The organism is Sulfitobacter sp. 1A13496 (assembly GCF_043557225.1).
GTDB lineage: Bacteria > Pseudomonadota > Alphaproteobacteria > Rhodobacterales > Rhodobacteraceae > Sulfitobacter > Sulfitobacter faviae.
Map to the genome: position 1 here is coordinate 1 of NZ_JBIFFP010000016.1, position 9586 is coordinate 9586.

At 56.1% G+C, this 9586-nt stretch carries 10 protein-coding genes; 3 read left to right on the plus strand and 7 right to left on the minus strand.

Translation table 11 applies throughout. The features are described from left to right. Nucleotides 1-207: 207 nt before the first annotated feature. The 3 genes from ACGYLX_RS18750 (at nt 208) to ACGYLX_RS18760 (ending at nt 1668) form a co-directional block, all read left to right on the plus strand. Complete coding sequence (locus ACGYLX_RS18750; RefSeq protein ID WP_394451222.1) at nt 208-474, plus strand: hypothetical protein; 267 nt, start codon at nt 208-210, stop codon at nt 472-474. 179 nt (nt 475-653) lie between these two features. Further along, on the plus strand, nt 654-1313 hold the full coding sequence (locus tag ACGYLX_RS18755; protein ID WP_394451224.1) for a TetR/AcrR family transcriptional regulator: 660 nt from the start codon (nt 654-656) through the stop codon (nt 1311-1313). Continuing rightward, nucleotides 1306-1668: a DoxX family protein gene (locus ACGYLX_RS18760; protein WP_394451226.1), complete on the plus strand. Its 363-nt coding sequence runs from the start codon at nt 1306-1308 to the stop codon at nt 1666-1668. Before ACGYLX_RS18755 ends, ACGYLX_RS18760 begins: the two co-directional genes overlap by 8 nt. Nucleotides 1669-1901: 233 nt before the next feature. On the opposite strand, the gene ACGYLX_RS18765 is transcribed toward ACGYLX_RS18760, so the two are convergent. The 7 genes from ACGYLX_RS18765 to ACGYLX_RS18795 all read right to left on the minus strand — a co-directional run bounded on the left by ACGYLX_RS18765 (nt 1902) and on the right by ACGYLX_RS18795 (nt 9456). Then, entirely contained in the window at nt 1902-2384 is a 483-nt protein-coding gene (locus ACGYLX_RS18765; RefSeq protein WP_394451228.1) for an NUDIX hydrolase, read from the minus strand. Nucleotides 2385-2577: 193 nt separating this feature from the next. Then, nucleotides 2578-3732 carry a DUF4214 domain-containing protein gene (locus tag ACGYLX_RS18770; protein WP_394451230.1) on the minus strand — a complete coding sequence of 385 codons (1155 nt, stop codon included), beginning with the start codon at nt 3730-3732 and terminating at the stop codon, nt 2578-2580. A 191-nt stretch (nt 3733-3923) separates the two neighbouring features. Continuing rightward, the gene (rfbD, locus tag ACGYLX_RS18775; RefSeq protein WP_394403766.1) at nt 3924-4766 is read right to left on the minus strand and encodes a dTDP-4-dehydrorhamnose reductase; all 843 of its coding nucleotides are present in this window, start codon (nt 4764-4766) and stop codon (nt 3924-3926) included. After that, nucleotides 4763-5800: a dTDP-glucose 4,6-dehydratase gene (gene rfbB / locus ACGYLX_RS18780; RefSeq protein WP_394451232.1), complete on the minus strand. Its 1038-nt coding sequence runs from the start codon at nt 5798-5800 to the stop codon at nt 4763-4765. The genes rfbD and rfbB overlap by 4 nt, the downstream gene beginning before the upstream one ends. After that, nucleotides 5797-6366, minus strand: coding sequence for a dTDP-4-dehydrorhamnose 3,5-epimerase (gene rfbC, locus ACGYLX_RS18785; protein ID WP_322346596.1), 570 nt, complete (start codon nt 6364-6366; stop codon nt 5797-5799). Before rfbC ends, rfbB begins: the two co-directional genes overlap by 4 nt. 178 nt (nt 6367-6544) lie before the next feature. Continuing rightward, nucleotides 6545-7018: a MarR family transcriptional regulator gene (locus ACGYLX_RS18790; RefSeq protein ID WP_322346594.1), complete on the minus strand. Its 474-nt coding sequence runs from the start codon at nt 7016-7018 to the stop codon at nt 6545-6547. Nucleotides 7019-7116: 98 nt separating this feature from the next. Further along, nucleotides 7117-9456: an AMP-binding protein gene (locus ACGYLX_RS18795; RefSeq protein WP_394451234.1), complete on the minus strand. Its 2340-nt coding sequence runs from the start codon at nt 9454-9456 to the stop codon at nt 7117-7119. Nucleotides 9457-9586: the final 130 nt, after the last annotated feature.

Genomic DNA, 9586 nt, shown 5'->3' on the forward strand with positions numbered 1-9586 from the left:
CGTCGGTCTTTGAGCAACCTCAGACTACGAAGAAACGCGGTGGCCGCCAGCCCGGCCGCGCGCTGCGCTAAGCCAATGGCTTCGCGCGCGGCCTCCTACACCACGGGGTGGGGCACTACCACCGCAGCGGCGCGCGCCTCTTCCAACGCCTGCAGAACCGCCAGAGTGTGACGCTCGAGCGCGCCATGAAGCCGCTGGTTCCGAGCGATGCCGTGCTCTGTTCCGACGGCCAGCGGCTACAAGAACGTCGCAGCAGCAGGCGGTCACGAGCACTTCTTGGTGGGCAGCAAGCCTGGCACGCGTGTGGCTTCGCGCTGCTATCACATCCAGAACGTAAACTCGCTCCACGCCCGCTACAAAGAGTTTATCAAGCCCTTCTGCGGACCGGCCACGAAGAACCTCAGCGGCTACATCCGCTGGCTGGAGGTGCGGCTGGCGGGCGTGCGCCCGGCGGGGATTGTCCGCATATCGTAATCCAGGATGCGCCCAGAGGTCTGCTTCGAGCCCATCCGAGACATTCAGCCAGGCAACTGGAAGGCTAGCTGTTCGCGAGTGCCGCGGAAGGCGCGGCCCGAAAGCCGCCGTTCCGCCTGCTCATGTGCGACATGATTTGATAAAGGTTGCCTAAACTATATGGTACGGTATGTTACCATATGATTTCCAACAGACAGGCCGGCATGCAATCCGTTACTCACCGAACTGCGCATGGCGCGGCACGCATTCAGGCGCTGTCCGATACGGCCGCAGAGCTGTTCCTCGAACGCGGCTACGAAGGTGTGTCAATCGACGAACTCATCGGCCGGGTGGGTGGCTCACGGCGCAATGTCTACGGTCGTTTCGGTGGAAAGCAGGGGCTGTTCATCGATGTCGTCACTCGGTTGTGTGATGAACAGGCCCAGCCCTTGCGGGATCTTGATATCGGTGAGGGCGAGATCGGCCCGACCCTGATGATGTTTGGCGAAAGGCTGCTTGAGATCGTCTTGCAGCCGCGCACGCTGGCCCTGCATCGCCTGATGATCGCCGAAGGTCAGCGTTTCCCCGGCCTGGCGCAGGCCATCCTGCGGTCGGGACATGAGGCCGGCACGGCAATCCTGGCTGAATGGCTTGGTAGGCGGCCCGGATTACGCCACCGCCCGTCGCCCGAAATGCGCGCCGAACAGTTCGTCTTGCTGCTGACGGCCGGCCCGCAACTGCGCGCGCTGACCGGTCATACTGCTCCGCTTTCTCCTGCCGAACGCGCGCATCATGTGCGCGAGACGGTATTTACTTTCCTTCATGGCGTCTTGCCCGGAGACAATACTCGACATGCGTAATCTTCCTTGGAAATCGGTCCTTGCCTGGCTGTTGGCCGCGTTCTTTGTCGTGGGCGGGATCGGCAATATCTTCGCCTCCGAAACCATCCTCGCCGATTACGCAAGATGGGGCTATCCGGGCTGGTTCCACTATGTCACTGGCGTGCTGGAATTGACTGCGGCGGCGCTGATAGCTTGGCGTCCGACCCGGCTCTGGGGCGCAGGCCTCGCCAGCCTGGTGATGCTTGGAGCCGCGGGCACGGTTCTCTCGCATGGCGAATTCAGCCATGCCATCGCCCCGTTGCTGGTTCTGGCCGTGGCGCTGACGACGGCTTTTTTCGCTTACCGCATCGGCAGTCCCGCCGATCTAAATTGAACGTGAGCGTGCTGCTGGACTGAGCATGAATGGCGGCTTTGGCGGTTGCGTTGCGGTTGTCACGCAATATTCGCATCAGATAGCTCTGGCTTGGTTCTACCGATGTGGGGCCAGGCATCTGCTATGATCTCGCTACGGCAGGGACTTCCGCGCTGCTGCCGTCCGTCCTGAGGCTCGGCGTCAGCCCTGCTTGCGAGCTCGGTGGATGGCAGTTTTGAGCCCTATACGGACGGTCAGAAACCAAGATCAAATGCACGATTGGATTGAATTTGCGCGCCTAGCTTGGCAACTTTTTCGACATCAAGACTAAGGGCAAGATCCGCAGCTCCCAGTTTCTCTATCGGGAACCAGCGTGCTTCGAGGGCATCGTCGCCGGCAAGTGGTTTCCCTGAAACCCAAGAACAAAGGACAGCTACGAGAACGTAGTGGTAGCGCAAGGCACCACTTTCGTCATGGTCGAAAGCATCGACCGCTGTAAAAACCTGCTCCGCCGTTGCCTGTATTCCAGTCTCTTCCGCCAGTTCACGAACTGCTGCTTCCTCAAGTGACTCTCCGAGGTCTACTTTTCCGCCTGGAAAGCCCCATCTACCAGCATCAGGCGGGTTCGCTCGTCTTACCAACAAAACATGGCCCTGCTTGAACACTGCTGCAATTGTCGCGACAACTGGTCTGGTCCTAGGAAGTGGCACCTGACAATTGATTACTTGAGCTGGCATATAGGAAAGCCCTCTATCTTCATTGCAATTGTCAGCCAGTAGCACGGCAGCAAGTTGAAAGGCAGCACCGTCAAACGTCCGCTCCGTCCGCATTGCGGACCAACACGGTTTGCGGACACCCCCTTTTTTTTGGGGTGGGGGGAGCTAATCGGTCTGTGGTGGAAGCTAGCGCATCAGCAATTTGGCAACGCTGTTAAACGTACCAGATACCATCATCAATTGCCGCTGTGGTCTTGGATATATTCTCGGTGCTCTCAGAGAAGTACTGCATTGTTTCGGCGCGGCTGATCCCTTTTTCCTGTTCCGCGGTCCAAAAATCATACCCTGCTTGGTCTGGGTCGCGGTCCAGCACGTTATTGTAGAGTAGTGTTAAGAATGCCTGATCGGAGAGGGATGCCGGATTTCCATAGGCACCTGAAAACTCTTCAGATTGCATGAAGTATTCAGCCATTTGAACGAGGTTGACGTTACCTTGGTCGTAGTTGTCGATCCAAAACCCGAGGCCTTGTGGATCGGGTTTTCGATCAAATGCGGCTTGGTACAACCGGTAAGCTTTCCCGGCATTGCCGAACTCGTCGAAAGCAATAAACCCATCATCAAACTGTAACCGTTCGATGCTCAACAAGCTATCCAGGCTGTCATCTGTGAGGTTGCGAACGGTGAATGTGTTTGCATTGGCGCCATCGGTTATCTGAAAGGAGTCCGAGAGCCCTTCAAACCTAACGGTATCGATTCCTTCTAGACCGCTATAAGTGTCGATCTCAGAAGTCGCGATCATCAAATCATCCGCTGGGGTCCCGATTTTGACCGATATGTTGTCTTCTGGTCCTGTGCTCGGCTTTGGGCCATATATTTCCTGAATGCCTGCAATGTCTCCGCTGCTAAGAACAGGTCCAGTATAGCCTCTGGGGAGCATAATCGAATTAGGGGCGTCAGAGTGGTCAAGGCCTATCGCGTGCCCCACCTCATGTATGGCGGTTTCAAAGAACTGTTCTATTGTTTGCCGCCCGATTTCGGCCCTGTCAAAACCGATTTCGGCTTCTATAAAGCTCGTGTTGCTATATCGATAATATGCAAGGCCAAGGGTCCCGCCCGGACCGTCAATGTCTTCATATCCGAGGCGGATATTGACGTCTCGATCGTCAGACACTTCGATAAAATCAATGTCTGCAACGTCTTCCCACATCTGAAATGCTTGGCGTATGACATCTCTTTGCTCTGCACCTGTAATGCTTTCGCTAAAGTTGATGATATCACCTTGAGAAGTGGCGAAGCTCCAGTACACCACTCCCCCAGCTTCGCCAAGTTCCGCGGGGCCCCACTTCGGGCCTAGGAGTTTGTATTCCATGGAAAATATCCTCTAAAGCCTATGCGCGCGATGCAGGGGCCTATTTCTATTAGAGCTTCAGTCGATCGGGTGGTCGAGTGCCATTCTGTAGGCGGAGGCGGCTAGAATGGGGAACGAGTGGGGGCGGGTCAACTCTATAGGGTGCTTGGCTTCAAACGCTTCAAAACTTTGCCTCGGTTACAGCAGTTGCGTTAGACTAATTCTTCCACGACTTCAGCCAGTTTAGCGCGCCAATCTGGCGGCTGAATGCCAAAGTCTGCTTCCAAGGAGGTGCAGTCCAGCCGAGAGTTCAAAGGTCTCTGCGCTGTTGTGGGATACGCGGAGGCGGGTATGCCGGAGACAGCCACATTTTGCCCTGAGCAGGCAAATATTTCGCGCGCGAAGCCTGCCCAGCTTACGAAGGGCGCTCCGGCGAAGTGATAGGTGCCGCCGCCTTGGCCCGCGATCATTGCTTCAGCCATTTTGAGTAAGGCCTGTGCAATAGCGCACGCAGGGGTCGGCCCACCGATCTGGTCATCCACCACATTCAACTGGTCGCGCTTTTGTGCAAGCTCAAGCATGGCAGTCACAAAATTCCGGCCCGTGGCGGAGAATACCCAAGAAGTGCGCAAGATTGCATGCGCTCCTCCTGCAGCGCGGACCGCGGCTTCTCCCGCGGCCTTGCTGCGCCCATAGGCGTTTAGAGGGGAAACCGGGTCTTCGGGGCGCCAGGGACGTTGCCCGCTGCCCTCAAACACGTAATCTGTTGAAACATGTAAGAACGGGATAGAGGCGTCAGCGCAGGCACGCGCCATGGCCCCGGGAGCTGTTGCGTTTATGGTAGTGGCCAGCGCTTCTTCTTCCTCGGCGCGATCAACCGCCGTGTAAGCTGCAGCGTTAATCACCGCTGAGGGCTGTGCGGCATGTATTGCTGCTGCACATGTATCGGGTTTTGTCAGATCGGCAGCTTCTCGATTGAGGAATAGTGCATCTGGCGCGCTTGAGCGCAGCGCAGCGGCGAGTTGCCCTGTTGAGCCGAAAACCAGCAGGCTCATGCTCGACCCAGCCGATTGCCGACCCCGTCACGCTGTTGCAGCGCTTGCCACCATTCGGGATTGTTGAGGTACCACGTCACCGTACGGCGCAAGCCCTCCTCAAGGGTCACGGAGGGTCGCCAGCCGAGTTCTTCTCGGATGCGACTGGCGTCAATCGCATACCGTGCATCGTGACCGGGGCGATCCTCGACGAAGGTGATGAGATCGGCATAGGGGTGGTCCGCTGGATGCAGCTCATCCAACAGCGTACAAATCTGACGCACCAGATCAATGTTGCGGGCTTCGGCATTGCCACCAATATTATAAGTCCGCCCGGGAGCGCCTTTTGTGAGAACTGTCAGCAGAGCGTCGGCGTGATCATCGACGTAGAGCCAATCGCGCACATTCTCGCCCGTACCATACACCGGGATTGGCTTGCCCGCCAAAGCGTTGAGGATCACCACGGGGATTAGTTTTTCGGGGAAGTGATGATGGCCATAATTGTTGGAGCAATTGGTGATCAGAACCGGTAAGCCGTAAGTTTCGCTCCAGGCACGCACGAGATGGTCGGAGGCTGCCTTTGAAGCTGAATAGGGGCTATTGGGGGCATAGGGGGTCTCTTCGGTAAAGTATCCTTCGGTGCCGAGACTTCCGTATACCTCGTCAGTCGAGACGTGGTGAAACCGGAAACTGGTTTGGCGGCCATGCGCCTCCCAGTACGCCCGCGCGGCTTGCAGCAAGGAATATGTGCCAGTTACATTTGTATCGATAAATGCCCCAGGCCCATCAATGGAACGATCGACATGGCTTTCGGCCGCAAGGTGCAGCACCGCATCGGGCTGGTGATTGGTAAAGATCTGCGCCAATGCCTTGCCATCTCGGATGTCAGCATGTTCGAAGGCATATTCAGGCATACCTGCGACATTATTCAGGTTATCGAGGCAGGCGGCATAGGTTAGCGCGTCTACGTTCACCACCGCATGCCCTCTGGTCAACGCAAGCCGCACCACGGCAGACCCGATAAAACCGGCTCCCCCGGTGACCAGCAACTTCATGAGGGGCGCTCCCAGGTAAAATGCGCGGCGTGCTCTGCGAGAAGAGGCGCTGTTGCGTCTTTATCGGACAGGACCGGCGCGCCCCCTTCAAGGCCCCAATCAATGTTGAGCGCAGGATCGTCCCAGCGGACGGCCGCATCGCACTCTGGAGCATAGGTATCGGTGCATTTGTAGATGATTTCAGTCATCGGCGCGCGGGTGATGAACCCATGCATGAAGCCAGCCGGGATCAATAGTTGGCGGCCATTCTCAAAGCTGAGCTCAACGCCAACCCACTTCCCAAAATTTGGTGAGCCATGTCGGATATCTACTGCCACATCGTAAAGCGCTCCTCTCCCACAGCGCACCAGCTTTGTTTGGGCATGGGGAGGGGTTTGGAAATGCAGGCCGCGTAAGGTGTTGGGCGCCATCGATAACGAGTGGTTGTCTTGCACAAAGTGATGATTGATCCCGGCGGCGGCCAATGTTTGAGCATTCCAGCTTTCGCTAAAAAAGCCGCGTGCGTCCCCGTGGCGGGTTGGGGTCAGGATCAATACGCCAGGCAGGGACGTTTCTTCTATCTGCATCATATACCCGTTACTATAATCGACCTTATCTGCGTTTTTACGCGCTCTTTGATAGATGCAACAGCCCTTGGCGTTGAGCTATGCTTGCGGGTTTTTTTAGGCGGCACTCTTTGCGTTTTTAGTACTGGAAGCCGTAAATGCTCTTCAGGGCATTGTCGCACTTAAAGCGCGCTCAAGTTCATTCCGGCGTGTCTTCGGCTGTGCGCCTGCTGCGATATGCGGTTAGCTGTGTTTGGCGTACCTTCTGCAACATGCTTTGCAAAGACGTCCAATCTTCGAGAGACATGTCACCGCGTGTGACAGCGTCTACCTCTTCCCCTACGTCTTTTAGAGCCGTCAGGAGCGGGGCTGCTTTCTGGGTGACCTGAACTATTTTGGCGCGACGGTCATTCGGGTCAGCGCTGCGGGACACCAGGCCTGCGGCCTCAAGATTTTTCAAAACGCGCGCGGCGCTCATTGCCCCAAAGCCCGTTAGATCGCTTAGTTTATTTTGGTTCAAGGGGCCGAAGCGGGCGATATTTGCCAATGTTCGTGCTTCACTTGGGGTGATGCCGAGTGCGGCTTTCTGTATTTTTCGCTCAAACTCCAGTCGCAATATGCGAGTGATATCAAGTAGTAAGAATAGGGTGCTATTGGAGTCTATGGGTTGCATGAAGGGCCTTGGTCGTTTGTCGTCCAGGCAATACTAAGAGAGGCATATGAATTAAAGCTGTTCCTAAGCCTCAGCCAAAGTTGCACCGCCACATTCTGTCACGATCCTACTTTTAGCACCAACCCGTTGTTTGCCGCCGGGGCGCAAAGCGCTTTTGTGATGTGTTGCGCCAACTCTTCGACGTGAGGGGGGTACAGCATCGTAATGTGGCCGCCCTTGACCTGGATTATATCAAAGCCGGCTTTTGCAACGCTTTTCCAGCCAAGTCCATTTGCGAAGACGGCCTTGGCATCAAAAGGGTCGTCGGCTTTGAAGATGGTGAGCTTGCGCGGGTAAGGGGCTGGTACATAGTTTGAAATGGCCAGTTCGCTTAATGCGACAAACTGGGCAACAGAGCGCGCTTCATCGTAGGCAGGAGGTCCTTCCGGGCCGGCTTCTTTTAGCCTGGCCATCTCTTCAGCATGAAGCCTTTCGCCGCGCCGTTCTTGCTTAAGCTTGTCGAAATAGGGTTTGCCTTGTTTGAGAAGGTTTTTGAAATGCACCCATCTATGCCCGAGGCGGCCTTTCCGGATGCGCCCATCAGGTCCGCTGGCATCAAGGAATATTAGGGCCTGCACATCGCGGCCTGCGGCGAGGAGTTGCTGAGCCACTTCAAATGTAATGAAGCTGCTGACCGATACCGCCACAAGGGAGACTGGCCCTTTGGGCCGATGCTGGTTGATCTGCTCTACGTAGAATGCGGCTAAGGCTTCAACCGTTGATGGCAGCCCTTCTTTGCGTATCCCAATTGTAATGCCGAACAAGGGTTGGTTGGGGTTCAGTGCGTTCGCCAAAGGTAGGAAAAAGGAATTGTTCTCTCCCAATGCATGTATCGCGTAAAGCGGCGTGCGCCCTCCTTTAGGTTGTAAGGGGATGACGCAGGATCGATCCTCGGCTTGGGTTGTGATCAGCTTTGCGATGCCAGCCGGGCTTGGATCTTGATAGAGCAAGCTTGGGTCAACGGGCGTGTCAAAGGTCTTCTCCAGAAGGGTGTTGAGGCGCAGAATTGAAAGAGAATTGCCACCGAGATCAAAAAATGAGCTGTCTGCGGCAACGGGGCTGGTTTCCAGTACAGCTTCAAAAAGTTCTGCTATCCGGCGGGTATGGGGGCTGTCGGTCTTGAGTTGTGTCTCTGGGCTCTGAACCGCGTCTTGGGGGATCGGGAGGGCTGCCACATCAATCTTGCCCCCTGGGGTGCGCGGCCAAGTTTCTACGTAAGAGAGGTCTGGCAACATGTGGGGAGGAAGTTTTTGAGAGAGATCGGCTTGGATGTCTTGTTCTGAGGGTGGGGCCGTTGCACGGGCCGCAGAGTACCAAGCCACCAGTCTTCCAGTCTTGTCATCTGGTACAGCAACATAAGCACGTGCCACGTCGCGCCGCTCTTCTAACAGGCTTTCGATTTGATTGGGATCGATCCGGAAGCCCCGAACTTTGAGCTGACGATCCATCCGCCCAACAAAGTTCAAAAGCCCGTCTTGCCAGTACACCCGATCCCCGGTGCGGTAACTGCGTCCCGCTAAAGTGCCCTTATGGGTTTGGAAACCTGTGCGCCTCGCATCCTCATCAATCACATAGCCTTCGGCGACAGCGGGGCCGGAAATGCAAAGCTCGCCTTGAGCCCCCATTGGAGCGAAAGACCCATCGGCGGCCAGAACCCATGCGCAGGCGTGTGCAAGCGGGCGACCGATCGGAACAGAATGCCGCAAAGGGCGATCATCCGTTACTTCATAAGCCGTGCACGTGATGGTGGTTTCTGTAGGGCCATATCCGTTGATCCATCTGACCTTAGGCGCGATATCGCGCCACCTGCGCAAGATCGATAGGGGGACGCGCTCACCTCCTACGATGACCATGCGCAGATGAGGCGGCACAAGGCTATCATGGGTTTTTAAGAAAAGGGTAAGCTCCACCCAGAAGCCCGTTGGTAGGTTGAGCAAAGTTATGCGATGTGTCTCGCAGGCTTGCAGAAATGCTGAGATAGATTGGGACATTTCAGGGCTGCGGAGCAGCAAAGCGGCCCCAGAAAGAAGCGTCGGAATGATCTCTTCGATTGCGACGTCGAAGCTGAGGCTTGCAAACTGCAAGACCCGATCTTCAGGAGATAGATCGAACAGCTTAGTGACGGCTGCGGCGTGAGCGGCGAGAGATGCCTGGGATACCACAACACCTTTAGGGCGCCCTGTGGTGCCGGACGTAAATAGAATATAGGCGTTCCGGTGCTCGCTCATATGGCCGCGATCTGGGGCGGACGCTTGGCGCTCTTGCATTTGTTCGTAGCTTAATGCCAGCGTCACCAAATTGAACAGCGGAGCGTCGGGATCTGTTAGAATGATTTTGGCGCCGCTGTCTTTTGCCATGATGTCGAGAGTTGTCTTCGGATAGGTAGGGTCCATCGGCACAAAGGCCGCGGGAGTGTGCGTAATTTTGTGCCCTGGCGCCTTTAGTTACGCCATGGGAAAGCGTTCTTCGAACATAATGGCGAGTTGGCTTTTAACGCGGTGCCATTCACGCACAGATCGCTTCCACTCG